Below are 23,038 nucleotides of genomic sequence, written 5' to 3' on the forward strand. Positions count from 1 at the left end.
AATTTTCAGGAGTGTGACACCGCGCGGTTATTCCACTAAATGATTTATCCGCAATTAAACTGCGAAAAACTGCATAAGAAAGAGAGTGGGAGGTAAACGATTGCGTTTTACGCCGATTTTTTTGCCGCAGGTCAATTCCCTTTCGTGACGGGATCGCCCATAATCCCCTCCCGGTTTGCACACCGGGAATCCAGGAGAGTTCATGTACTACCCCTTCGTTCGTAAAGCCCTTTTCCAGCTCGACCCCGAGCGCGCTCATGAATTTACATTCCAGCAATTACGTCGTATTACAGGAACGCCTCTGGCGGCCCTGGTGCGTCAAAACGTGCCGGAAAAGCCTGTGCAGTGCATGGGGCTGACCTTTAAAAATCCATTGGGTCTGGCGGCCGGTCTGGACAAAAATGGCGAGTGCATTGATGCCCTGGGCGCGATGGGCTTTGGCTCCATCGAAATTGGTACCGTCACGCCGCGCCCGCAGCCGGGAAATGACAAGCCGCGCCTGTTCCGCCTGGTCGAAGCCGAAGGGTTGATCAACCGCATGGGCTTTAATAACCTCGGCGTTGATCATCTGGTAGAGAACGTGAAGAAAGCCCATTTTGATGGGGTGTTAGGCATCAATATTGGCAAAAATAAAGATACGCCGGTTGAGCAGGGTAAAGATGACTACCTGATTTGTATGGAAAAAGTCTACGCCTATGCCGGGTATATCGCGGTGAATATTTCCTCACCCAATACCCCGGGGCTGCGCTCCTTACAATATGGCGAAGCGCTGGACGATCTTCTGAGTGCCATTAAAAATAAACAAAATGAACTCCAGGCGATCCACCATAAATATGTTCCGGTCGCGGTGAAGATCGCGCCGGATCTTTCTGTCGAAGAATTGATCCAGGTTGCCGACAGTTTGGTTCGCCATAATATTGACGGGGTGATTGCAACGAATACCACGCTTGATCGTTCGCTCGTTCAGGGAATGAAAAACTGTGACGAAGCGGGTGGGTTAAGTGGCCGTCCGGTACAATTAAAAAGCACCGAAATTATTCGCGCGCTGTCTGCGGAATTAAAAGGCCGTTTACCGATTATTGGCGTCGGCGGTATCGACTCGGTGATTGCTGCGCGCGAGAAGATGGCGGCCGGTGCGTCACTGGTGCAAATCTATTCCGGCTTTATTTTTAAAGGCCCGCCTTTGATTAAAGAAATCGTTACGCATATCTAATCTTTTTTCTTAATCAGACAACCAGGGCTTTATTTCCAGCCCTGGTTGTTTTATATTCCGTCACTGTTGCTTATTTAGACATTATCGTCTTTTATTACTAGTGTTATAAACGAAGCGGCGAACAGGACATTTTTAGTACAGGACGTTTGGGGACGGGAGAGACACATGCGAATTAAACCTGACGATAACTGGCGCTGGTATTTTTGCGACGAGCATGACCGTATGATGCTCGATTTAGCCAATGGCATGTTGTTTCGTTCTCGTTTTGCCCGCCGAATGTTAACCCCGGACGCGTTTTCTCCATCGGGCTTTTGCGTTGACGATGCGGCGCTTTATTTCTCCTTCGAAGAAAAATGCCGCGACCTGATGCTCTCTAAAGAGCAGCGTGCCGAACTGGTATTAAATGCGCTGGTGGCTATCCGTTTCCTGAAACCGCAAATGCCGAAAAGCTGGCATTTCCTGCCTCACGGCATGGACTGGACGCCAGCGACGGGCGATGCGGCCAGCGTTAACCTGAGCGATACCGCCGAAGAGGTGAGTTTGTTAGTGGTTGAGCCTGGCGAAAACGCCGCACTCTGTCTGCTGGCGCAGCCCGGCGTGACGATTGCCGGGCGCGTAATGCAGTTAGGTGATGCGATCAAAGTCATGAATGACAGGCTGAAGCCACAGCTGCGCGTCGATGCCTTCCGCCTCGAACAAGCGGTTTAAGCTTCCAGTTGTACCGACGTTTTCGGTACGCAGCTACAGCACAGGATTGTGCCGTCATTTCCAATTGCAGATTTTTTCAGCGCACTCACTTCTCCCTCCAGCAGCTTGATGCGGCAGCATCCGCAAATTCCCGCGCGGCAGGAATACGGTACGCGAATACCGGCTTGCTCCAGCTGCTCCAGTAAAACCTGTTGATTGTTGCCACGAATAACCTTGCCCTGCCAGTGAATATCCACCGCAGTGGCGACATTCGTCTCAACCTCGACCATTTCTTCTTCCTGGCCTGAGCCGTACACTCGCGCCGGCCCGCGGGCGAGAATTTCAACCTCATCGCCTACGCGGATTGCGCCGCTGGATCGCGGGATCAGGTTCTGGCCGAAATCGACATCGCCGTTGTCCTGCGCGGTACGGAACGATTGCAGCGTTTTCAGCGGCTCGCCGGAAGGATGCTTTTGGCCTTTCTCAGGACTTACCGTGGTGAAAATGCAGCGGCTGCAGGGTTTGACGACATCAAAGATGACGCTGCCGATGCGGATGACTTTCCAGGTGTCTTCATCCCAGGCGTCCGCTCCGGTCACGACCAGATTCGGGCGGAACTGTTCCATCTGTACGCTGGCTTTACAGCGATTCTGTAAATCACGCAGAGACGCTTCGTTGGTGAGCAGGAACGGGAAGCCATCCGCGAAGGAGAGGGGAACGGCGTCGTGGCGCTTTACGCGACGCGTCAGTTCCGGCCCAACCCACCGCAGCTGCACGTCGCGGGAGAAGAAGCCGCTCAGCCAGCGGTTAATTTCATCCGGGGCGATGCGCGCGGTAAAATGGTTGCCCCATACTTCCGTTGGCGCGTCGACAGCCGCAAAATCCGCAAAGCGAATCACCGCGCTGGAACCGTCCGGCGCGGTAAGGTGCAAACCGTCGTGAAGCGGGGAAGGGGTAAAGCGAACCATCTGAGGGAACTGGCGTGCGGTGATAAACGTACCGTCAGGCTCGGTGACCATAAAAATACGATCGAAGGCGAACCCGCTCATGTCTGCCAGCGCGTGAGTGACACCGATGCCGCGCATGGATTTCACCGGATGAATAAAAAGCCTGGATAACGTCGCCACTGCACACTCCCTCGAATGAAAATAAGCCTTCAACTTTATGACATACACGCCATATTAGCTATAATGCGCGACAATTTTCTAAGAGTAAAAGTGACGATATGAATTCTCTGTTTGCCAGTACGGCCCGTGGGCTGGAAGAGCTGTTAAAAACTGAACTGGAAAGCCTGGGCGCGCAAGAGTGTCAGGTGGTTCAGGGTGGTGTCCATTTTGAGGGCGACACGCGGCTTATTTACCAGAGCCTGATGTGGAGCCGTCTGGCGTCGCGCATCATGCTGCCGATGAAGGAATGCAAGGTCTATAGCGACCTCGATCTCTACACCGGCGTACAGATGATCGACTGGACAGAGATCTTCACGCCTAACGCCACCTTCGCGGTGCATTTCAACGGCGTGAACGACGAGATCCGCAACAGCCAGTACGGCGCCCTGCGCGTAAAAGACGCCATTGTGGACTGCTTCACGCGTAAAAATAAGGAACGTCCGAACGTCGATCGCGAAAACCCGGACCTGCGTATCAACGTCTGGCTGAACGGCGACACGGCGAGCATCTCCCTCGATCTGAGCGGCGCGGGTCTGCACCTGCGCGGCTACCGCGATCGCACCGGTATGGCACCGATCAAAGAAACCCTGGCCGCCGCCATCGTGATGCGCTCCGGCTGGCAGCCGGGCACGCCGCTGCTTGACCCAATGTGTGGCTCCGGTACGCTGCTGATTGAGGCCGCAATGCTGGCAACCGACCGTGCGCCGGGGCTGCACCGCGGCCACTGGGGCTTCAAAGGCTGGGCGCAGCACGACGAAGCGCTCTGGAAAGAGGTTAAAGACGACGCGCAGACCCGCGCGCGTAAGGGGCTGGCGGAGTATACCTCTCACTTTTACGGTTCGGATAGCGACCCGCGCGTAATAGAACGCGCGCGCAGCAACGCCCGTCGCGCCGGTATCGGCGAGCTGGTCACCTTCGAGGTGAAAGACGTGGCGAACCTGACCAACCCGCTGCCGAAGGGCCCGTACGGGACCGTAATCAGCAACCCGCCATACGGCGAGCGTCTGGACAGCGAGCCTGCGCTGATTGCCCTGCACAGCCTGCTGGGCCGCAATATGAAGGACCACTTCGGCGGCTGGAATCTGTCTCTGTTCAGCGCCTCGCCGGAGCTGCTGAGCTGCCTGCAGCTGCGTGCCGATCGCCAGTTTAAAGCGAAAAACGGCCCGCTGGACTGCGTGCAGAAAAACTATCATCTGGCAGAGAAAGCGGCGGACAGCAAGCCAACCGGCGTGGCAGAGGATTACGCCAACCGCCTGCGCAAAAACCTGAAGAAATTTGAAAAATGGGCGAAGCAGGAAGGGATCGAGTGCTATCGCCTGTACGATGCCGACCTGCCGGAGTACAACGTGGCGGTTGACCGCTATGCGGACTGGGTGGTGATTCAGGAATATGCTCCGCCGAAAACCATCGATGCGCAAAAAGCGCGCCAGCGCATGCTGGACGTCATTGCGGCCACCATTGCCGTGCTGGGGATTGCGCCGAACAAGCTGGTGCTGAAAACCCGCGAGCGTCAGAAGGGTAAAAACCAGTACCAGAAGATGGGCGAAAAGGGCGACTTTATCGAAGTGGGCGAATACAACGCTCGCCTGTGGGTGAACCTGACCGACTATCTTGATACCGGCCTGTTCCTCGACCACCGCATCGCCCGCCGCATGCTCGGCCAGATGAGCAAGGGCAAAGATTTCCTCAACCTGTTTTCCTACACCGGCAGCGCCAGCGTGCATGCCGGTCTCGGCGGCGCGCGCAGCACTACCACGGTGGATATGTCCCGCACCTATCTCGAGTGGGCCGAGCGTAACCTGCGTCTGAACGGCTTAACCGGACGTCAGCATCGCCTGATGCAGGCCGACGTGCTGGGCTGGCTGCGCGATACCGACGAGCAGTTCGACCTGATCTTTATCGATCCGCCGACCTTCTCTAACTCCAAGCGCATGGAGGATAGCTTTGACGTTCAACGCGATCACCTGCGCCTGATGACCGACCTGAAGCGCCTGCTGCGCAAAGGCGGCACCATTATGTTCTCGAACAACAAACGCGGCTTCCGTATGGATCATGACGGCCTGGCAGCCCTGGGACTGAAAGCACAAGAAATCAGTCAAAAAACGCTGTCTCAGGACTTCGCCCGTAACCGTCAAATTCATAACTGCTGGTTGATTACCGCGGTCTGAAAGGAAAAATAAATGTCATTAATTAGTATGCACGGCGCGTGGCTCTCTTTCAGCGACTCACCGCTTCTCGATAATGCAGAGCTGCATATCGAAGATAACGAGCGCGTCTGTCTGGTGGGCCGTAACGGCGCGGGTAAATCCACGCTGATGAAAATCCTCAACCGCGAGCAGGGGCTGGATGACGGCCGCATCGTATACGAGCAGGATCTGATCGTCTCCCGCCTCCAGCAGGATCCGCCGCGTCATGTCACCGGCAGCGTGTACGATTTCGTGGCGGAAGGCATCTCCGAGCAGGCAGAGTACCTGAAGCGCTATCACGAGATTTCGCATCTGGTGATGACCGACCCGAGCGACAAGAATCTCAACGAACTGGCGAAAGTGCAGGAGATGCTCGATCACCACGGTTTGTGGCAGCTGGAAAACCGCATTAACGAGGTGCTGGCGCAGCTCGGGCTGGAACCCGACATGGAGCTGTCGGCGCTCTCCGGCGGCTGGCTGCGTAAAGCGGCGCTGGGGCGCGCGCTGGTCAGCGGCCCTAAGGTACTGCTGCTGGACGAACCAACCAACCACCTGGATATCGAAGCAATTGACTGGCTGGAAGGTTTCCTGAAAACCTTCAGCGGCACCATCATCTTCATCTCGCACGACCGTTCGTTTATTCGCAATATGGCGACGCGCATTGTTGACCTCGACCGCGGCAAGCTGGTCACCTATCCTGGCGATTACGACACCTATCTGCTGGAGAAAGAAGAAAACCTGCGCGTGGAAGAGCTGCAGAATGCGGAGTTCGACCGCAAGCTGGCGCAGGAGGAGGTCTGGATCCGCCAGGGCATCAAAGCCCGCCGTACCCGTAACGAAGGCCGCGTGCGTGCCCTGAAGGCGATGCGTCGCGAGCGCAGCGAGCGCCGCGAAGTCATGGGCAGCGCCAAAATGCAGGTGGAAGAGGCGTCCCGCTCCGGCAAGATTGTCTTCGAAATGGAAAACGTTAACTACCAGGTTGACGGCAAGGTGCTGGTGAAAGATTTCTCTGCGCAGGTTCAGCGCGGGGACAAAATTGCGCTCATCGGCCCGAACGGCTGCGGCAAAACCACGCTGCTGAAGCTGATGCTGGGCCAGCTGCAGGCCGACAGCGGCCGCATTCACTGTGGCACCAAGCTGGAAGTGGCCTACTTCGACCAGCACCGCGCAGAGCTGGATCCGGACCGCACGGTGATGGACAACCTCGCCGAAGGTAAACAGGAAGTGATGGTGAACGGCAAGCCGCGTCACGTTCTGGGCTACCTGCAGGACTTCCTGTTCCACCCGAAACGCGCCATGACACCGGTGCGCGCGCTGTCCGGTGGGGAGCGTAACCGTCTTCTGCTGGCCCGTCTGTTCCTGAAGCCAAGTAATCTGTTGATCCTCGATGAACCGACGAACGATTTGGATGTCGAAACGCTGGAATTACTCGAAGAGCTGATCGATGGGTATCAGGGAACCGTGATGCTGGTTAGCCACGATCGTCAGTTCGTGGATAACACCGTGACCGAGTGCTGGATCTTCGAAGGTGAAGGGCGAATTGGCCAGTACGTGGGCGGTTATCACGACGCAAAAGGGCAGCAGTCGCAGTCTCTGGCGCAGAAACAGTCGAAGTCCAGAACAAGTTCTGAACCTGCTGTAACAAAAGCAGAAACTGTCAAGAAAACCTCGGCTAAACTAAGCTATAACCTGCAGCGCGAACTGGAGGGGCTACCTCAGCGTCTTGAAGAGCTGGAGGCCGCGCTTGAGGAGCTGCAAGCGCAGGTTGCTGATGCCTCATTCTTTACCCAATCGCATGACTATACTCAGAAAGTACTGGCTGAAATGTCCGCGGCTGAAAAAGCCCTGGAAGAAGCATTTGAGCGCTGGGAGTACCTTGAGTCTCTGAAAAACGGCGCATAACAGGGATTAAATATGTGTGACCAGCACCATGCCGACAGGCATATATTATGCTCGCAATGCGATATGCTCGTGGCGTTGCCAGAGCTTGGTCACGGACATAAAGCCCAGTGTCCACGCTGTGGCGCGACGTTGACAACCGAGTGGGACGCGCCGCGGCAGCGTCCCACCGCTTACGCGCTGGCAGCACTGTTCATGCTGCTGCTCTCCAATCTCTTCCCCTTCGTCTATATGAAGGTAGGCGGGATGACAAGCCAGGTGGATCTGCTTGAAATCCCGGGCGTGATGTTCTCGGAAGATTACGCCAGCCTCGGCACCTTTTTTCTGCTATTCGTCCAGATAGTCCCGGCGTTCTGCCTGGTCATCATCCTGCTGCTGGTTAACCGCGTCAGGATGCCGTCACCGCTGAAAATCCGGCTCGCGCGCATCCTTTTTCAGCTCAAAAGCTGGGGGATGGCCGAGATCTTTCTCGCAGGGATACTGGTCAGTTTCGTGAAGCTGATGGCGTACGGCGACGTGGGGATAGGCAGCAGTTTTATTCCCTGGTGTCTGTACTGTGTCCTGCAGCTGCGTGCTTTCCAGTGCGTGGACAGGCGCTGGGCCTGGGACGATATCGCCCCGGCACCGACGCTCGCGCAGACGGTGAAGGTCGGCGTGCCGGGTATCCGCCAGGGGCTCCGTTCTTGTCCGTGCTGTACCGCCGTGCTGCCCGCCGATCTTGAGGTTTGTCCGCGCTGCGAAACGAAGGGCCATGTTCGCCGTAAAAATAGCCTGCAGTGGACGATGGCACTGCTGGTCACGTCGGTCATGCTGTATCTGCCCGCTAATATTCTGCCGATTATGATCACCGATTTGCTCGGCGATAAAATGCCCTCGACGATCCTCGCCGGGGTCATACTGCTGTGGAGCGAAGGATCTTATCCTGTCGCCGGCGTGATTTTCATCGCCAGTATCATGGTGCCCACTTTAAAAATGATCGCCATTGCCTGGCTCTGTTGGGATGCAAAAGGCCACGGAAAACGCGACAGCGAACGCATGCATCTGATTTACGAAGTGGTCGAATTTGTCGGTCGTTGGTCAATGATCGACGTGTTTGTGATTGCCGTTCTCTCTGCGCTGGTGCGGATGGGCGGTTTGATGAGTATTTATCCCGCGATGGGGGCTTTAATGTTTGCACTGGTGGTAATTATGACCATGTTTGCGGCCATGACCTTCGACCCTCGTTTATCGTGGGATCGTGAGCCTGAATCAAGCCATGAGGAAGAGTAAGAGCATGGAAAATAAGAGTGGAGAGGCGAAAGTGCAGAAGGTCAAAAACTGGTCGCCGGTGTGGATTTTCCCCATCGTGACCGCGCTGATCGGTGCATGGATCCTGTTTTATCACTACAGCCATCAGGGACCGGAAGTGACGCTGATTACCACCAATGCCGAAGGAATTGAGGGCGGTAAAACGACCATCAAAAGCCGCAGCGTGGATGTGGGCGTGGTGGAAAGCGCAACCCTGACCGACGATTTAACCCATGTGGAGATTAAGGCGCGTCTTAATGCCGGCATGGAAAAACTCCTGCACGGCGATTCTGTTTTCTGGGTGGTTAAACCGCAGGTGGGACGTGAAGGGATCAGCGGCTTAGGAACGCTGCTCTCAGGTGCCTACATCGAACTGCAGCCGGGTGCAAAAGGCAGCCAGCCGGCGCAGTACCAGCTTCTGGATTCACCGCCGCTAGCACCGCCTGATGCAAAAGGTATCCGCGTGATCCTCGACAGTAAAAAAGCGGGCCAGCTCACGGCGGGCGACCCGGTACTTTTCCGCGGCTATCGCGTGGGTTCGGTGGAGAAAAGTACCTTCGATCCTCAGAAAAGATCCATCAGCTATCAGCTGTTCATCAATGCGCCTAACGATCGTCTGGTTACCAGCAACGTCCGTTTCTGGAAAGACAGCGGCATCGCGGTGGATCTGACCTCGGCGGGCATGCGTGTAGAAATGGGCTCGCTGACAACACTGTTTGGCGGCGGCGTGAGTTTTGACGTACCCGAAGGTCTGGACCTGGGGCAGCCGGTTGCGGAGAACACTGCTTTCCGCCTGTTCGACGATCAAAAAAGCATTCAGGATGCACTCTATACCGATCACATCGACTACCTGATGTTCTTTAAGGATTCTGTTCGCGGCCTGCAGCCTGGGGCGCCCGTTGAGTTCCGCGGTATTCGTCTGGGGACGGTGGGACAAGTGCCTTACTTTGTTCCAGGCCTTAAGCAGATGCTTGATGATGATTACCGTATTCCGGTGCTGATCCGCATTGAGCCTGAGCGCCTGATCAACCAGATTGGTGAGAATCAGGATATCGGCGAGCACATCACCGACCTGATGAATCGCGGTCTGCGCGGCTCGCTGAAAACCGGTAACCTGGTGACCGGCGCACTGTATGTCGATATGGACTTCTATCCAAAAGCGCCGCCGATTACCGGTATGCGTGAGTTTGGTGGTTACAAGATCATCCCAACGGTAAGCAGCGGTCTGGCCCAGATCCAGCAGCGTCTCATGGAAACGCTGGATAAAATTAACAATCTGCCTCTGAACCCAATGATTGAGGCGGCGACAGGTTCGTTACATCAAAGCCAGGCGACAATGCAGCGCCTGCAGACCACGCTGGATAACATCAACAAGATCACTGCAAATCAGAGTATGCAGCAGCTGCCGCAGGATATGCAGAAAACGCTGCGCGAGCTGAACCGCAGTATGCAGGGCTTCCAGCCTGGCTCGGCGGCGTACAACAAGATGGTGGCAGATATGCAGCGTCTCGATCAGGTCTTGCGTGAACTGCAGCCGGTTCTGAAAACGCTCAACGAGAAGAGCAACGCGCTGGTGTTCGAAGCGAAAGATAAAAAGGATCCTGAGCCGAAGAGGGCGAAACAATGAAAAAATGGCTAGCGATTGCAGGAGTGATGGTACTCACGGCCTGTAGCTCCGGGAGCGAAACGAAAAGCTACTACCAGCTGCCTCTGGTGACGCAGGCGGTTACGCAAAGTTCCGCCTCGCAGGGCAACCGTCTGCTGTGGGTTGAGCAGGTCGCCGTGCCGGATTATCTGGCCGGCAACGGGGTGGTCTATCAGACCAGCGATGTACAGTACGTTATCGCCAACAACAACCTGTGGGCCAGCCCGCTGGACCAGCAGTTACGCAATACGCTGGTGGCGAATCTGGGCAGCCAGCTTCCGGGCTGGGTTGTTGCCTCCCAGCCTTTGGGAAGCGATCAGGACACGCTGAACGTCACGGTAACGGGCTTCCACGGCCGTTATGACGGTGCCGTTGTCATCAGCGGCGAGTGGCTGTTGAATCATCAGGGACAGCTGATTAAGCGTCCTTTCCATCTGGAGCTGAAGCAGCAGAAGGATGGCTATGATGAAATGGTGAAAGTGCTGGCTCAGGGTTGGGCGCAGGAGTCAGCCAGTATCGCCAGGGAAATTTCCCGGCTGCCATAAGTAAAATTCATCGTCAAAAACCGCAATCGGCCTGGTGCTGATTGCGGTTTTTTTTTCGTTTTTGCGTCAGGTTGTTACTTGTGCCGGGTCACAATTTTTGTACAAATGATCTTCTGGCTAGCTCACAAATATGACACCCGTATGAATTTTGAACATTGACGCTGGGACTAATTCGGGGTATTCGTTATCTGTGCCTGCGCATCTGGCGCGGACACTGTTTTCTTTCCACCAGACAAAAGAATGAGGGAAACGAGGCATGAAGAGACAGAAACGAGATCGCCTGGAACGGGCTCATCAACGTGGTTATCAGGCCGGCATCGCTGGACGTTCGAAAGAAATGTGTCCTTATCAGACGATAAATCAAAGGTCACAATGGCTTGGAGGCTGGCGAGAAGCCATCGGCGACAGGGCACTTATAGCCTGATAACGTCTCTTTAAAAAAAGAAACCTCCGCACTGCGGAGGTTTCGCCTTTCCGGGGTCGCTTAAAGCGATATCAGAACGCGGAAGTGTCCTGGAACAGACCCACTTTCAGGTCGTTCGCGGTATAGATCAGACGACCGTCTACCAGCACTTCGCCATCCGCCAGGCCCATAATCAGGCGACGGTTAACGATGCGCTTGAAGTGAATACGATAGGTGACTTTCTTCGCCGTAGGCAGAACCTGACCAGTGAATTTCACTTCGCCCACGCCCAGCGCGCGGCCTTTACCTTCACCACCCAGCCAGCCCAGATAGAAGCCAACCAGCTGCCACATGGCATCCAGGCCCAGGCAGCCAGGCATTACCGGATCGCCAATAAAGTGGCAACCGAAGAACCACAGGTCCGGGTTGATATCGAGTTCTGCTTCTACGTAACCCTTATCGAAGTTGCCGCCGGTTTCGGTCATTTTCACGACACGGTCCATCATCAGCATGTTCGGGGCCGGTAACTGTGGGCCTTTCGCGCCAAACAGTTCTCCGCGACCAGAGGCAAGAAGATCTTCTTTTGTATAGGATTCGCGTTTATCTACCATGTTCTCAGTAAGCCTTATTTTAGTGAAGGACGCAGGATAGCTAACACGTGTACGCTGAACAAGTCCGATCAGTTCGAACTGAACCAGCCCAGCCAGCGTAACGGCCATGGATAACGATGGCGAGCATCCTGCTGCGTCGCCTGAGCAATGCGCTCCTGGATAGTCTGCATCAAAGTTGTCTGACCTTCGCCATCCCAAACCAGGTTTGTCAGTAAGGGTAGTGCATCCTCAATCCCTTCGATGGCCCAGATGGCGAATTGTTCCTGTTCAACCGCGTCCAGAATATCCTGGCACAGGCTGAGATGGCGTACGTTAGGCGCCGGAATAATCACACCCTGTTTGCCGTTTAAACCGCGCTGCTGACAGACAGAGAAGAAGCCTTCGATTTTTTCGTTCAGACCGCCAACGGGCTGAGCACGACCAAATTGATCGACCGAACCGGTAATAGCAATGTTCTGGTTGATCGGCACGTCCGCCAGGGCGCTGATTAAGGCGCACAGCTCCGCCATTGAGGCACTATCGCCATCCACTTCGCTGTAGGACTGCTCAAACGTCAGCGAGGCGGAGAAGGGGATTTGCTGCTCAAGCTGCAGTTCAGACATCAAAAATGCCTGCATGATCATCATGCCTTTGGCGTGAATGTTGCCGCCCAGTTCGGCCTTGCGTTCAATATCGGTAAACTCGCCGTCGCCAATATGCACAACACAGCTGATTCGCGAGGGTTCACCGAACGCGCGCGGATGGCCAGGAAACTCGATCACCGAGAGGGCGTTGATCTGCCCAACGCGTTCGCCTTCTGTCTCGACCAGAATTTGTTCCAGCAGAATTTCATCCTGCATGCGATCAGCAAGGTAACCTTCGCGCCACTCTCGCTGCGCCAGCATCTGCGTGAGCTGTTCGCCAGTAAACGCACCGTTACCGCTGATCGTACCCACTTCACGCAGCTGCTTGCCGATCCAGAGCGGGCAGAGAGGCAAGGTTTCCTGGTCACCGGTATAGCGAACGGCTTCGCGGATTAAACCCGGCCACGCGTCGGCGGCAGGCGCTGGCAATGCAAAACGTTCCGCCACGGCCATCACCCACTGACACCACTGCGCCATGTCGTCCGCATCGGCAATCTGAATGTTGTCTTCGTATTCGCTGTAAACTGCCTGCTCGGCCAGTTCCGGCTCCATCTCCTGGAAGTCCGCCAGCGATTCGCGGTCACCCGTCAGCACGACGGTCAGCGACAGCGGCATTGACGGCACGGAGACAGGAAGAGGACGAGACTCGTCGTAACCGACCCAGTCAAAGCGCTGTTGGGTCACAACGGTTTTCAGACGCATCCACAGCAGCGGCTGCGAGAGCAAAGTGCGCAGAGAGATGATGAGCACGCCGCCGTTTGCACGATGCACCAGCCCCGGCTGCAGGGAAAGCTCGCCGTTAAACTGGCGCAGACAGCCAAACAGCTGTTCAGCCTCGACCCAATTAGCGGTAATTACCTCGCCGTTAGTAGCAAAACGACCGTCGGCCTGGTCCGCCGGTCCGAAGGTAATATTATGCCCCGCGATACGATACTGGCCGCCAAATACCGCGGTGGTGTCTGGCCGCAGCTGGCGCGTGGCATCCCCAAGCAGCGACAGATATTCCGCTTCTTCCGGGGCTTTCAGCAGCATGAAGGGCGATGTCGCCCACGGGCTTAACGTCTGCTCCAGCGCATAATGTAAGCGTGGTTGCGTATCGCTAAGGATGAATTCGTGTTCTTTTGCGAGATCGGGCTGTGCAAACAGTTCCTGATAGCTCTCGGCATCCGGAACAAGGTCACGCCATGCTAGTTTCGTAATGGTCAAAGTTGATGTTTTTTAGTCAGATGTAAAAGCGTGGAGTATACCGTAAGCGGGGGGCTCTACCCAAGCAGGATTGGTGTTTCAGCAGGCGGATTGGCTGCAGTCACTCACAGGATATGATTTCTTTTCAGCAGATTGCTAAAAAACTGATATTCTGAACAGAGTTACGTGGTAACACTGAGATCGCAATGAAATATCAACAACTGGAAAATCTCGAAAGCGGCTGGAAATGGAAGTACCTGGTCAAAAAGCACCGTGAAGGGGAGCTGATCACCTGCTACATCGAAGCCAGCGCTGCGCAAGAAGCCGTGGATATTTTGCTGACCCTCGAAAATGAACCGGTACAGGTCAATGGCTGGATTGAGAAGCACATTAATCCTGCGTTGTTAAACCGGATGAAGCAAACTATCCGCGCGCGACGTAAACGGCATTTTAATGCTGAGCATCAGCATACCCGGAAAAAATCCATCGACCTGGAGTTCGTGGTCTGGCAGCGTCTGGCCGGGCTGGCACAACGGCGTGGTAAGACCCTGTCGGAAACCATCGTGCAGTTGATTGAGGATGCCGAACATAAAGAGAAGTACGCCAACCAGATGTCGTCGCTGAAAAACGACCTTCAGGCGTTGTTGGGCAAAAAATAGATTTTAGTTTTCTTCAGACAATAAAAAACCCCGCATGGCGGGGTTTTTTTATAAGACGATAACTTATGCCGCTGGCTGAGTTACAACGTCTTTAACGCCTTTAACTTCGATCTCTACGCGACGATCTGGTGCCAGGCAGTCGATCAGTGCAGCGCGAGCTTTAACGTTGTCACAGGTGTTGCCAGTAACTGGGTTAGATTCGCCCATACCACGTGGGGAGATCTTGTTAGCTGGGATACCTTTAGAGATCAGGTAATCAACAACAGACTGAGCACGTTTCTCAGACAGTTTCTGGTTGTAAGCGTCAGAACCGATGCGGTCGGTGAAGCCCAGAACCACTACAGAACCGTCTTTAGGATCCAGGTTGCTCAGCTGGGTGTACAGCTGATCCAGTGCCTGCTGACCTTCTGGTTTCAGGGTCGCTTTGTTGAAGTTGAACAGAACGTCAGACTTCAGAGTGAAGTGTTTGGTCTGTACTTCTGGAGCTGGAGCCGGCGCTGGAGCAACAACTGGTGCTGCATCTTCCTGCTGGCCGAAACGGTAGGAAACACCTACGCTCAGCATGCCGTTGTCTGGACGAACGCCAACGGTAGCACCGTCACCGATGTTGTTAACCCACTGGTATTCCAGACGGGTAGCGATGTCACGGGTCATAGCCCACTCAACGCCACCAGCGAATACTGGGGAAACGCCAGTGTCATGGTCGTCGCCAGCGATGTTGTTGCTGGAGTCTGCACGCCATACCATGCCGCCCAGACGGGTGTACACGTCCAGATCGTCAGTTACTGGGTAACCCAGTTTAGCGGTCAGCTGAACGCCCTGAGCTTTGAAAGCGCCATTGATGGTGTCGCCTTTGTATGGCATACGACCTAACCAGTCGTAACCCATTTCAAAGCCAACATACGGGTTAACCTGATAGCCACCGAACGCACCTGCACCAAGCTGGCTCTCGTGAGTAGGGCCATCGTTGTTCAGGCTGCTGTTGTACCAGCCAGTGTCATGGAACTGAGACCAGCCCAGTTTACCACCTGCATACCAGGTATTATCTTTCGGAGCGGCCTGCGCTACGGTAGCGAAGCCAGCCAGTGCCACTGCAATCGCGATAGCTGTCTTTTTCATTTTTTGCGCCTCGTTATCATCCAAAATTCGCCATGAAGGTCTCAAGAGAGAATCACGGTTAAATCCTTCACCGGGGGGCGTGGTCAAATATAAATCTACCGATATCTTCGGCTTAGGCCGAGCACCCCTGGCGATGTAAAGTCTACAACGTAGCTGAAAACTTACAAGTGTGAAGTCTGTCAGGCATATGAAAAAAAAAGTTCCGTATACCTATTATTTAACATTTTTAGAACGAATTTTGTGCAATAAAATTAAGGAGAACCGCACCAGACAAGCCTTGCCGCAATTTTGAGGCCGGGAACTAAAACCGCATCCTGCGGTCAAAAAAAATTCCAGGAAAAATCTTAATTTCACTCAATGATACAAATTTGAGTGAATTTTTAGCCCAGAAAGTTGTCCTCTGCGATAAGAATCTGGACGAACCGGGCGCATGATAAACCCGATCGCATTCCCTTCTTCAGCCGCTTCGGTCAGACGAAAATGTTCCTCTTCCGTCAATTCTTCCGGTAACCACCCGATCACCACGCTGTAATTTCCGGTGCGTAGCGCGCGAATCATCGATTCGACGGTATCGCAGGGAGAAAGCTGGTTGATCTGCATAACCTTTGCCAGCGGCAGGCCTGCAGACTGCACCCATTGGCGGCTCAGTTTTTGTTGCGGCGTCAGCCAGAGCTGCCAGCGTGATTGCTGACCAAGCTGCTGTAATAACGGAAGCAGCAGGAGTTGGGTCAACAGAGGCTGGTCTTCACGGTAAACCACTTCACTAATAAGCCCCGTCGAAGCACCCCCAACGGTGTTCTGCGCGACAGTGCCCGCGGTAGAGGAGAGAGAAGTTGAGCGATTTGCATAGCCTGAAGTATACATATTCATTCCAGCCCTGTAGTTACTGTATGGATATACAGTAACCCCTGTATGCATAAAGATCAACCTCATTTTCGGAAAGCGACTCGCAAAATTCATTCAATGTTGATGTCCTTCGAAAAATCATCTTGCTCAACGACGCTAAGTTGCCTATTTTCCTGCTAACGGATCCGCTAGTAAGAAATTTCGTTGTTACTTTATGATTTTGAAGGGAAATATCATGAAAAAGATATCTTATGAACGGATTTATAAATCCCAGGAATACCTTTCACCACTGGGTGAAATTCATCATCGCGCGCTGTTCGGCGGCTATACCCTGGCAGTGGATGATGCGGTTTTTGCCATGGTGTCAGAAGGTGAGCTCTACCTCCGCGCCTGTGAAGAAAGTGCGAAATACTGTGTGAAAAATGCCGCGTCTTTTTTGACCCTGATGAAGCGGGGCCGTCCGGTGCTTCTCAACTATTACCGGGTGGATGACGGGCTATGGCAGGACAGGGAGCGTCTGCTTCAGCTCTCCACTTTCGCACTTAATGCGGCAAGAAAAGAGCGTTACCAGCGGCATCAGCGCAATCGACTTAAGGACCTGCCAAACCTGACCTTTCAGCTGGAAGTGCTGCTCTTTGAAGCGGGCATCACCAACGAAGAAACACTGCGGGCGCTTGGCGCAAGGGAGAGCTGGCTGAAGATGCGGGCGAAAAATAAAGCGCTGAGTATCAAAGTGCTATTCGCGCTGGAAGGGGCGATCGAGGGGCTGCATGAGGCGGCACTCCCGGCCGGCATTCGCCGGGAGTTGACGGAGTGGTTTAATGCGCTGCCTGAGCCACTGGAGAATCACTCCTCCAGGTAGCGATTTGCTGTTGCAGCCGGCAAATTTCTGGCAGCAGGGCGATAAGCAGGCCAATCTGCTGTAACACCAGAGGCGCTTTGCTGTCGTTTCCAGGCTCAAGATGCGCAATACGTTGGGTAAGTTCATCCAGCGCCTGTCTCACGCGCGGTTCATCGGCTGGCCGGTGATGCAGTGCATCATCGACATAACAGACCGCGTCATCCAGCAGGTTGAGGATGCCCGGGTTGGTGAGTTTTTCGCGATGGGCGCCCAGCGTGGAAATATAGCTGGTGAAGGTATGGTTCAGGCAGAGCAGCCGGAAAGCCGTCTCACGAATCTCGGCCGTGGCGCGAGGCTCCGTTGACATGTTAGATACCACCGAGGCCAGTTCCGCATCGCTGTTGTGCGCATCGCGGCGCGCTATCCGGTAAGCCAGGCGGTTATCGCGGCCCTGATGATACTGCTCAAGGATGGCGTCCAGGTATCGGCAGTTGGCGTTCATAGCCCTGTCTAACACGCGCGGTAGATTACGGAAACGCCAGTCTGGCCAGATAAAGCTGACGGCGGCCCAGGCGATAGCGCAGCCAATCAGGGTATCGAGTACGCGGGGCAGGGCGACCTCGAACCCTTCACCCAGCAGGTTAAAGCAGAGCAGAACCAGCAGCGTAATGAACATTGTGGCATGGGCGTACTGCACGTTGCGAAACGCGAAGAACAACACGCCGGTGATCACGATCAGGATCAGCTGTCCTTCAATGGACGGCACGAAATAGAGCACCGGAAGGCCGATCGCGACGCCGACCAGGGTGCCGATAATACGCAATGCCAGGCGGTGTCGGGTGGCGTTATAGTTCGGCTGACAGACAAACAGGCTGGTCAGCAGGATCCAGTAGCCGTGGTGCAAACCGGTTATCTGGATAAAAGCATACCCCACGCATAAGACCAGGGACATTCGCACCGCGTGACGAAACAGCGCCGACTCCGGCGTGAAGTTGCGGCTCAGCCTTAGCCACATATCGCTCACGCTGTGCACGCTGTCATCTGCAAGCTGGTTATCCACCTCGCTGCCCGGCAGTGCCATCGCCTGCTCGGACTCAATCGTCGCCAACTGAGCATCAATCGCCCGCAGGTTGTTGAGCAGAAAACCCAGCGCTTTGATCTGTTCCGGTGACGTTCCGCTGGCCTGCACGCGGTCGAGCGCCGCATCAAGATGGCTAAACACGCGTTCGAAGCGGGAGTCGTGCTGATAGGGCGTGCGCAAAAGAATGGAGCGCGCGAGCTGCTGGCATGCCTGTGACTGCATGGACAGCAGGCGCTGAAAGCGGAACATGACGTCGCTGTAGCGGAACTTCTCGCGCAGGGCGGCATACTGAACGTGTGAGGAGCTGGCGCGCTCATGAATGTCCTGAGCGGCAAAATAGTAGTGCAAGGTTCTGCGCGTGCCGCGCTGGCCGCGATCCCCGCGCAGACGGGTAAGCAGCGAGGCTTTCGTCTGGTTAAGGGTGGCGACCAGCTGGCCGTTTGCCAGCGCCAGATCGTAAAGCGGCGCCTGGCTTTCTTCCTCAATATCCGGGTCGAACAGCCGGGATTTCAGTTCCAGATAATGGGCTAGCTGCTCATAGCTGCGGGCAAGGTTATCCTGCAGAGGACGAACCGGGAAGATTAGGTGGCCGGTTAACGTCAGCAGGTTATACCAGATGGCGCCCAACAGCAGCAGCACAGGCTGCTGATACCACTGGTCGTACAGGGAAACGCCCAGCATGGTGTAGATGGCGATCAGCAGGGCCCCAAAGGCGATAGTGGCATAGCGTTGCCCCAGACCGCCCAGCAAAATAAACCCGCTGGTGGAGAGTGTAAGGCCCAGGGCAAACAGCCACGGCCAGGGGAAAAGTAACTCAACGGACGCGGAGGCGATAAAAAAACAGACGAGCGTAATGACCAGATTCCGCAAACGCCCGGCCAGGCGATCGTCCAGATCCGCCAGCGCTCCGGCCACCACCCCCAGCGTGAGGGGGATGGTGAGCTTGACATCATTCAGCCACCACGGCAGGGCAGCCGTGCCGCAAAGCGCGATAAATATCCTGACGTTGTAGAGCCAGGCGCTGTTCCAGGTATAACGGCGAAGCAGTGGACTTAGCATAAACGCGGCCAGTCCTTATTTACTGAAAACGACGACGTGCGTTCGCTTCACGCGCCGCCTGGGCCACTTCGACCGGAACCACCCTACGCCCGACGGGCCAAAGGGCGATGGCGGCGATTTTAAAGTTCGCGAGCCCGACCGGAATACCAATTATTGAGATGCACTGCGCAATACCGGCAAAAATATGCATGATGCACAGCCACCAGCCGAAGAAAATCAGCCACAGAATGTTCAGCAAAGTTCCCCCCGTATTCATCAGGGCGCTCTTGCTCTCCGGGTTCAGCTCGTTAACGTGGATAGCTTCATTACCGTAGGGGATGAACGAGAGTTTCGTGATTTCCCAGCAGGAACGGGTCAGGGGAAGGGTGAAGATCAGGACGATGCTCACCAGCGTGGCAAAAAGCCAGGAAAGGGTGGTGGCAAAACCGCCCAGCACAAAATTCAACACATTCAGAACGGTACGCATAAACCCTCACTTCCTTTCGATAAAATTAACGCCCAATGATTGTAACGTTTTTTTAGGCTGGAGCACCTTAAAACTGGCAGTTAAACTGTCAGGTAAATTATCTCTTCGTGGATTTGGCGGGACATGGAACTGAAAGCAACTTCTTTAGGCAAACGCCTGGCACAACACCCCTATGACAGAGTTGTTCTGCTCAACGCCGGGGTTAAAGTCTCCGGAGAACGCCACGAATACCTTATTCCGTTTAATCAGCTTCTGGCTATTCACTGCAAGCGCGGGCTGGTGTGGGGAGAGCTCGAGTTCGTTCTGCCTGACGACAAAGTCGTGCGCCTTCACGGTACCGAGTGGGCGGAAACCCAGCGTTTCCACCATCACCTGAACGCGCTCTGGCAGCAGTGGAGCCACGACATGAGCGTGATTGCCGCTCAGGTGCTGCAGCAGGTGCTGGACGATATCGCGCAAAGCAACGCGCAGCAAACGTGGCTGACGCGCCAGCAGACCGCCGGTCTGCAGCAAAAGATTCGACATGCACTTTCGGCGCTGCCGCTCTCCGTGACGCGTCTTGATGAGTTCGACAATTGTCGCGATGCCTGGCGTCAGTGCCAGGCCTGGCTGAACGATATGGATAAAAGCCGGCTGGCGCATAATCAGGCCTGGACGGACGCCATGCTCACCCAATACGCCGACTTTTTCAGTACGGTGGAGTCTTCACCGCTCAACCCTGCTCAGGCGCGCGCGGTGGTGAACGGCGAGCAGTCGCTGCTGGTGCTGGCGGGGGCCGGAAGCGGTAAAACGTCGGTGCTGGTGGCGCGTGCGGGCTGGCTTCTCACCACCGGGGAGGCCGTTGCCGATCAGATCCTGCTTCTGGCTTTTGGCCGTAAGGCAGCACAGGAGATGGACGAACGCATCCAGGAACGGCTGCACACCCGGGATATTACCGCCAGAACCTTCCATGCCCTCGCGCTGCATATCATTCAGCAGGGCAGTAAAAAAGTGCCTGCCATCAGTAAACTGGAAAACGACGCGCAGGCGCGACAGGCGTTGTTTATTAAAACGTGGCGTCAGCAGTGCAGTGAGAAAAAGGCGCAGGCGAAAGGGTGGCGTCAATGGCTGGAAGAGGAACTCAACTGGGAGGTGCCGGAGGGCAGCTTCTGGCAGGATGAAAAACTGGCGCGTCGGCTCGGCTCGCGTCTTGACCGCTGGGTCAGCCTGATGCGGATGCACGGCGGCTCGCAGGCAGAGATGATTGAAAGCGCGCCGGAGGCGATCCGCGATCTGTTTTCAAAACGGGTCAAGCTGATGGCTCCGCTATTGAAAGCCTGGAAAACCGCGCTGAAAGAGGAAAATGCCGTTGATTTCTCCGGTCTTATCCATCAGGCGATCGTCATTCTGGAGAAGGGGCGCTTTGTCAGCCCGTGGAAGCATATTCTGGTGGATGAGTTCCAGGATATCTCACCCCAGCGTGCGGCACTGCTCTCGGCGCTGCGGGCGCAAAATAAACATACCTCGCTGTTCGCAGTGGGGGACGACTGGCAGGCCATCTACCGCTTCAGCGGGGCGCAGCTTTCACTGACGACCGCGTTCCACCACTATTTTGGCGAAGGCGACCGCAGCGATCTGGACACGACATACCGCTTCAATTCACGGATTGGTGAGATCGCCAACCGCTTTATCCAGCAGAACCCGCACCAGCTGGCCAAGCCGCTAAACAGCCTGCGGGCAGGGGATAAAAAAGCGGTCACCCTGCTGGCGGATGACCAGCTGGAGCCGCTGCTGGACAAGCTCAGCGGCTATGCGAAACCCGATGAACGTATCCTGGTGCTGGCGCGTTATCATCACCTTAAGCCTGCTGCGCTGGAAAAAGCCGCTACCCGCTGGCCGAAACTGCAGCTTGAATTTATGACCATTCACGCCAGCAAAGGGCAGCAGGCCGATTATGTGATTGTGGTGGGGCTGAAGGAGGGCAGCGACGGATTCCCGGCTCCGGCCCGCGAGTCGGTCATGGAAGAGGCCCTGCTGCCGGTGCCGGAAGACTTCCCGGATGCCGAAGAACGGCGTTTGCTGTACGTGGCCATCACCCGCGCGCGTCATCGCGTGTGGCTGCTGTTCAATAAAGAGGAGCCATCCGTGTTTGTCGATATATTGAAGAGTATTGATGTGCCGGTGGCGCGGAAGCCATAACGGCGTCAGGCAAGATTTCCAGGCCGGGTAGACGTAGCCGCCACCCGGCAAAAAAAGCTACTTCAGTCTCTCAGAAAGATAGCGCTGATAGTCCGGAATAAGGATCTCAACCGGCGAGTTAAACTGCGGTGATTCAATGATGAAATCCGCCGTCGACAGGTTCGTCGCCACCGGAATATTCCACACCGTTGCCAGACGCAGCAGCGCTTTGACATCCGGATCGTGCGGAACCGCATTCAGCGGATCCCAGAAGAAGATCAGCACATCAATTTTCCCTTCGGAAATCTGTGCCCCGACCTGCTGATCGCCGCCCATCGGGCCGCTCAGCATCGCATTCACCTCCAGACCCGTTTTGCGCTGGATCAGGTTACCGGTAGTGCCGGTCGCCGAGAGGGCATGCTTTTCCAGCAGCGGCTGATGGCGGCGAACCCAGTTAAGCAGCATTTGTTTACAGTGATCGTGCGCCACCAGCGCAATGTGTTTGCGTTCAGGCAGCGTGCGTGTTGTCAGTTCCATAATCATATCCATCAGGTTAACTGACTACACGATGACGGGAACCGTCTGACGCTGCAAGAGAAAGGCGTAAAAAATGTGGCTTATGATGAAGGTTGTTGCTTTGCCCACTGTAAAAACCGGGCCCGCGTGTCGGGATCGGCCTGCTGGAACCAGAATTTAAGGCGCTGTTCCGTCAGGCTCTGGGACTGGGGCGGAATGACGTCCAGTTCCGAGACGCCGGATAGCAGCGTACTGTCGTCCGCCATCATGGTGGCAAACTGCGGAAGGGAGGCGCGTTTGCCGGCTTTGTTATAGACCTGCGTTGCGGCCTCGTAGTCCGGGCTTTTTGTGGCGCTGGTCAACGCCAGAATATCCAGCTTGACCGGGATCGGCATTGCATTCCCGTCCAGCAGCTCAACGCGTGGCGAGGCGTCGAAGGCAGCTGATTCCTTCTCCGTTTCAAGGCGAGGCAGGGTAATGTTCACCTGGCTGATTTGCCGGGTATTAAAGCTGACAATCAGCGGCGGAGAGATGTACATCCGCTGCTCATGGTTAGTCAGGCCGATCGCTTTTTCGACCCGGAACACCAGCTGATGCGGCCCGTTATCTAACTCAATGCTGTCAGCCCCGCGCAATAACGAGCTGGAAACCTTTTTCCCGTCCAAAACCAGAAGATCAATGTCGCCAGAGAGCCGAAGCGTGGTGGCAAAAACGCAAACCGGCATCGCTAACGCAATCAGAGCAGTGGCAAAACCGGTTTTCATAGAAGGCTCCCGTCAGAGATACTGTCGCCGCATTAATGTATCTAAATCTTTCGATAATCACGTTTACTAACATATAGACA

The 23,038-nt window shown here is 55.3% G+C and carries 20 protein-coding genes; 11 read left to right on the top strand and 9 right to left on the bottom strand.

Features of this window, described 5'->3' with window-relative positions:
- Positions 1 to 202 precede the first annotated feature (202 nt).
- Positions 203 to 1,213 (top strand): quinone-dependent dihydroorotate dehydrogenase, encoded by a 1,011-nt coding sequence (gene pyrD, locus IM299_RS09300; RefSeq protein ID WP_045261711.1) that lies wholly within the window; start codon positions 203 to 205, stop codon positions 1,211 to 1,213.
- 165 nt (positions 1,214 to 1,378) lie between these two features.
- The gene (zapC, locus tag IM299_RS09305; protein WP_045630034.1) at positions 1,379 to 1,921 is read left to right on the top strand and encodes a cell division protein ZapC; all 543 of its coding nucleotides are present in this window, start codon (positions 1,379 to 1,381) and stop codon (positions 1,919 to 1,921) included.
- Here zapC and IM299_RS09310 read toward each other — a convergent pair.
- Positions 1,918 to 3,027, bottom strand: coding sequence for a YcbX family protein (locus IM299_RS09310; protein ID WP_045261710.1), 1,110 nt, complete (start codon positions 3,025 to 3,027; stop codon positions 1,918 to 1,920). The two genes, zapC and IM299_RS09310, sit on opposite strands and share 4 nt — an antisense overlap.
- Positions 3,028 to 3,125: 98 nt before the next feature.
- On the opposite strand from IM299_RS09310, the gene rlmKL reads away from it, so the two are divergent.
- From rlmKL to rmf, 6 genes are all read left to right on the top strand, one after another.
- On the top strand, positions 3,126 to 5,234 hold the full coding sequence (gene rlmKL / locus IM299_RS09315) for a bifunctional 23S rRNA (guanine(2069)-N(7))-methyltransferase RlmK/23S rRNA (guanine(2445)-N(2))-methyltransferase RlmL (protein ID WP_041910608.1): 2,109 nt from the start codon (positions 3,126 to 3,128) through the stop codon (positions 5,232 to 5,234).
- A 12-nt stretch (positions 5,235 to 5,246) separates the two neighbouring features.
- Positions 5,247 to 7,154 carry an ABC transporter ATP-binding protein gene (locus tag IM299_RS09320; RefSeq protein WP_028012596.1) on the top strand — a complete coding sequence of 636 codons (1,908 nt, stop codon included), beginning with the start codon at positions 5,247 to 5,249 and terminating at the stop codon, positions 7,152 to 7,154.
- 12 nt (positions 7,155 to 7,166) lie between these two features.
- On the top strand, positions 7,167 to 8,420 hold the full coding sequence (gene pqiA, locus IM299_RS09325; RefSeq protein ID WP_045261707.1) for a membrane integrity-associated transporter subunit PqiA: 1,254 nt from the start codon (positions 7,167 to 7,169) through the stop codon (positions 8,418 to 8,420).
- A gap of 4 nt (positions 8,421 to 8,424) precedes the next feature.
- On the top strand, positions 8,425 to 10,065 hold the full coding sequence (gene pqiB, locus IM299_RS09330) for an intermembrane transport protein PqiB (protein WP_028012598.1): 1,641 nt from the start codon (positions 8,425 to 8,427) through the stop codon (positions 10,063 to 10,065).
- Positions 10,062 to 10,628, top strand: coding sequence for a membrane integrity-associated transporter subunit PqiC (pqiC, locus tag IM299_RS09335; protein ID WP_193357375.1), 567 nt, complete (start codon positions 10,062 to 10,064; stop codon positions 10,626 to 10,628). Before pqiB ends, pqiC begins: the two co-directional genes overlap by 4 nt.
- A 256-nt stretch (positions 10,629 to 10,884) precedes the next feature.
- Positions 10,885 to 11,052: a ribosome modulation factor gene (gene rmf / locus IM299_RS09340; protein ID WP_013097261.1), complete on the top strand. Its 168-nt coding sequence runs from the start codon at positions 10,885 to 10,887 to the stop codon at positions 11,050 to 11,052.
- 71 nt (positions 11,053 to 11,123) lie between these two features.
- Here the strand turns inward: rmf and fabA are convergent, their stop codons facing one another.
- Together fabA and IM299_RS09350 are read right to left on the bottom strand one after the other, a co-directional pair.
- A complete protein-coding gene (gene fabA / locus IM299_RS09345) occupies positions 11,124 to 11,642 on the bottom strand; it encodes a bifunctional 3-hydroxydecanoyl-ACP dehydratase/trans-2-decenoyl-ACP isomerase (RefSeq protein WP_000227926.1) in 519 nt (172 codons plus the stop codon).
- Between the two features lie 68 nt (positions 11,643 to 11,710).
- On the bottom strand, positions 11,711 to 13,471 hold the full coding sequence (locus IM299_RS09350) for a Lon protease family protein (RefSeq protein WP_048958376.1): 1,761 nt from the start codon (positions 13,469 to 13,471) through the stop codon (positions 11,711 to 11,713).
- A gap of 185 nt (positions 13,472 to 13,656) precedes the next feature.
- Here IM299_RS09350 and matP point away from each other — a divergent pair, with 185 nt between their 5' ends.
- The gene (gene matP, locus IM299_RS09355; protein WP_023332611.1) at positions 13,657 to 14,109 is read left to right on the top strand and encodes a macrodomain Ter protein MatP; all 453 of its coding nucleotides are present in this window, start codon (positions 13,657 to 13,659) and stop codon (positions 14,107 to 14,109) included.
- A gap of 63 nt (positions 14,110 to 14,172) precedes the next feature.
- Here matP and ompA read toward each other — a convergent pair whose 3' ends face one another.
- Together ompA and sulA are read right to left on the bottom strand one after the other, a co-directional pair.
- Complete coding sequence (ompA, locus tag IM299_RS09360; RefSeq protein ID WP_108780329.1) at positions 14,173 to 15,228, bottom strand: porin OmpA; 1,056 nt, start codon at positions 15,226 to 15,228, stop codon at positions 14,173 to 14,175.
- Positions 15,229 to 15,582: 354 nt separating this feature from the next.
- Positions 15,583 to 16,092 carry an SOS-induced cell division inhibitor SulA gene (sulA, locus tag IM299_RS09365; protein WP_041910604.1) on the bottom strand — a complete coding sequence of 170 codons (510 nt, stop codon included), beginning with the start codon at positions 16,090 to 16,092 and terminating at the stop codon, positions 15,583 to 15,585.
- A 217-nt stretch (positions 16,093 to 16,309) separates the two neighbouring features.
- Here sulA and IM299_RS09370 point away from each other — a divergent pair, with 217 nt between their 5' ends.
- On the top strand, positions 16,310 to 16,936 hold the full coding sequence (locus tag IM299_RS09370; RefSeq protein ID WP_041910603.1) for a TfoX/Sxy family DNA transformation protein: 627 nt from the start codon (positions 16,310 to 16,312) through the stop codon (positions 16,934 to 16,936).
- Here the strand turns inward: IM299_RS09370 and yccS are convergent.
- Positions 16,893 to 19,055: a YccS family putative transporter gene (yccS, locus tag IM299_RS09375; RefSeq protein WP_041910602.1), complete on the bottom strand. Its 2,163-nt coding sequence runs from the start codon at positions 19,053 to 19,055 to the stop codon at positions 16,893 to 16,895. The two genes, IM299_RS09370 and yccS, sit on opposite strands and share 44 nt — an antisense overlap.
- A gap of 19 nt (positions 19,056 to 19,074) precedes the next feature.
- Positions 19,075 to 19,521 (bottom strand): YccF domain-containing protein, encoded by a 447-nt coding sequence (locus IM299_RS09380; protein WP_041910601.1) that lies wholly within the window; start codon positions 19,519 to 19,521, stop codon positions 19,075 to 19,077.
- A 123-nt stretch (positions 19,522 to 19,644) separates the two neighbouring features.
- Here IM299_RS09380 and helD point away from each other — a divergent pair, with 123 nt between their 5' ends.
- Complete coding sequence (gene helD, locus IM299_RS09385) at positions 19,645 to 21,699, top strand: DNA helicase IV (protein WP_193357376.1); 2,055 nt, start codon at positions 19,645 to 19,647, stop codon at positions 21,697 to 21,699.
- A 57-nt stretch (positions 21,700 to 21,756) separates the two neighbouring features.
- Here helD and mgsA read toward each other — a convergent pair whose 3' ends face one another.
- Together mgsA and IM299_RS09395 are read right to left on the bottom strand one after the other, a co-directional pair.
- The gene (gene mgsA, locus IM299_RS09390) at positions 21,757 to 22,215 is read right to left on the bottom strand and encodes a methylglyoxal synthase (RefSeq protein ID WP_193357377.1); all 459 of its coding nucleotides are present in this window, start codon (positions 22,213 to 22,215) and stop codon (positions 21,757 to 21,759) included.
- Between the two features lie 80 nt (positions 22,216 to 22,295).
- Positions 22,296 to 22,958 (bottom strand): DUF2057 family protein, encoded by a 663-nt coding sequence (locus IM299_RS09395; protein ID WP_041910599.1) that lies wholly within the window; start codon positions 22,956 to 22,958, stop codon positions 22,296 to 22,298.
- Positions 22,959 to 23,038 lie beyond the last annotated feature (80 nt).

Source organism: Enterobacter cloacae complex sp. P47BA (genome assembly GCF_014930485.1).
GTDB classification, from domain to species: Bacteria; Pseudomonadota; Gammaproteobacteria; order Enterobacterales; family Enterobacteriaceae; genus Enterobacter; species Enterobacter bugandensis.

What these genes read in the sequence shown, in the direction of transcription:
- sulA (WP_041910604.1), bottom strand. Translation starts at nt 16,092, where the DNA reads ATGTATACTTCAGGCTATGCAAATCGCTCAACTTCTCTCTCCTCTACC.
- IM299_RS09380 (WP_041910601.1), bottom strand. Translation starts at nt 19,521, where the DNA reads ATGCGTACCGTTCTGAATGTGTTGAATTTTGTGCTGGGCGGTTTTGCC.
- ompA (WP_108780329.1), bottom strand. Translation starts at nt 15,228, where the DNA reads ATGAAAAAGACAGCTATCGCGATTGCAGTGGCACTGGCTGGCTTCGCT.
- pyrD (WP_045261711.1), top strand. Translation starts at nt 203, where the DNA reads ATGTACTACCCCTTCGTTCGTAAAGCCCTTTTCCAGCTCGACCCCGAG.
- yccS (WP_041910602.1), bottom strand. Translation starts at nt 19,055, where the DNA reads ATGCTAAGTCCACTGCTTCGCCGTTATACCTGGAACAGCGCCTGGCTC.
- rlmKL (WP_041910608.1), top strand. Translation starts at nt 3,126, where the DNA reads ATGAATTCTCTGTTTGCCAGTACGGCCCGTGGGCTGGAAGAGCTGTTA.
- mgsA (WP_193357377.1), bottom strand. Translation starts at nt 22,215, where the DNA reads ATGGAACTGACAACACGCACGCTGCCTGAACGCAAACACATTGCGCTG.
- pqiA (WP_045261707.1), top strand. Translation starts at nt 7,167, where the DNA reads ATGTGTGACCAGCACCATGCCGACAGGCATATATTATGCTCGCAATGC.
- pqiB (WP_028012598.1), top strand. Translation starts at nt 8,425, where the DNA reads ATGGAAAATAAGAGTGGAGAGGCGAAAGTGCAGAAGGTCAAAAACTGG.
- IM299_RS09320 (WP_028012596.1), top strand. Translation starts at nt 5,247, where the DNA reads ATGTCATTAATTAGTATGCACGGCGCGTGGCTCTCTTTCAGCGACTCA.
- IM299_RS09370 (WP_041910603.1), top strand. Translation starts at nt 16,310, where the DNA reads ATGAAAAAGATATCTTATGAACGGATTTATAAATCCCAGGAATACCTT.
- rmf (WP_013097261.1), top strand. Translation starts at nt 10,885, where the DNA reads ATGAAGAGACAGAAACGAGATCGCCTGGAACGGGCTCATCAACGTGGT.
- IM299_RS09395 (WP_041910599.1), bottom strand. Translation starts at nt 22,958, where the DNA reads ATGAAAACCGGTTTTGCCACTGCTCTGATTGCGTTAGCGATGCCGGTT.
- helD (WP_193357376.1), top strand. Translation starts at nt 19,645, where the DNA reads ATGGAACTGAAAGCAACTTCTTTAGGCAAACGCCTGGCACAACACCCC.
- matP (WP_023332611.1), top strand. Translation starts at nt 13,657, where the DNA reads ATGAAATATCAACAACTGGAAAATCTCGAAAGCGGCTGGAAATGGAAG.
- pqiC (WP_193357375.1), top strand. Translation starts at nt 10,062, where the DNA reads ATGAAAAAATGGCTAGCGATTGCAGGAGTGATGGTACTCACGGCCTGT.
- fabA (WP_000227926.1), bottom strand. Translation starts at nt 11,642, where the DNA reads ATGGTAGATAAACGCGAATCCTATACAAAAGAAGATCTTCTTGCCTCT.
- zapC (WP_045630034.1), top strand. Translation starts at nt 1,379, where the DNA reads ATGCGAATTAAACCTGACGATAACTGGCGCTGGTATTTTTGCGACGAG.